Source organism: Streptomyces flaveus, assembly GCF_014647675.1.
Classification (GTDB): domain Bacteria; phylum Actinomycetota; class Actinomycetes; order Streptomycetales; family Streptomycetaceae; genus Streptomyces; species Streptomyces flaveus.
In genome coordinates this window covers 1-881 of the sequence record NZ_BMPQ01000088.1, presented here as the reverse complement: position 1 = coordinate 881, position 881 = coordinate 1, and the positions used below count along the sequence as shown (strand labels likewise).

1 protein-coding gene is annotated in these 881 nt (G+C 29.9%); it reads left to right on the top strand.

All coding sequences use genetic code 11. From position 1 onward, the window contains the following. Positions 1-760, top strand: a 760-nt coding sequence (locus IEZ21_RS49285) for an Nramp family divalent metal transporter (RefSeq protein ID WP_189327916.1), incomplete at its 5' end; no start/stop codon positions are given. Positions 761-881 lie beyond the last annotated feature (121 nt).

Sequence of the window (881 nt, the reverse complement as noted above, 5' to 3'; positions counted from 1 at the left end):
TTTAGGTGGCTTTATTCCAAGTACAGAAATAGCTACTAACAAGGGTGTGTTATACATGGCTTTAGGTATCATTGGTGCGACAATCATGCCTCATAATTTGTATTTGCATTCTTCAATTGTTCAATCACGTAACTATATACGTGAAAGTAAAGCTAAGAAAAAAGAGGCTATTAAATACGCTATTATTGATTCACATATACAACTTTCAATTGCGTTTATTATTAATTGTTTGATTTTAATATTAGGTGCCGCTCTATTCTTTGGTAATGGTGAAGACTTAGGACGATTTTATGATTTATATAATGCTTTACAAGAATCCGAGTTTGCAGGAGCTATAGGTGGTGCTGTTATGAGTACATTATTTGCCATAGCTTTGTTAGCTTCAGGACAAAATTCAACCATTACTGGCACATTATCAGGACAAATTGTCATGGAAGGGTTTTTGAATATAAAAATACCTCAATGGGCAAGAAGATTAGTTACTAGATTAATCGCTGTGATTCCTGTATTCATATGTTTATGGTTATATGGTTCAAGTACTTCTAAGATTGAAGATCTTTTAATCTTCACACAAGTATTTTTAAGTCTTGCATTACCCTTTAGTATTATTCCTTTAACGTTAGCAACCAATAATCCTAAGATAATGGGAAAAGAATTTACAAATAAAACATGGATTAATATTATTGCTTGGGTTTTAACAATCATATTAAGTATATTGAATATATATCTAATTATAGAAACATTTAATGAGTTTTTATAATTTAATTGATTTAAAAACACATCTTCTTAGTAAAATAAGAAGGTGTGTTTTTTGTCTATTTGGAGCCTACCTTAATTGAACCATTATTGATGCTAGTAAAACAGTATTTCTGTATGTATGA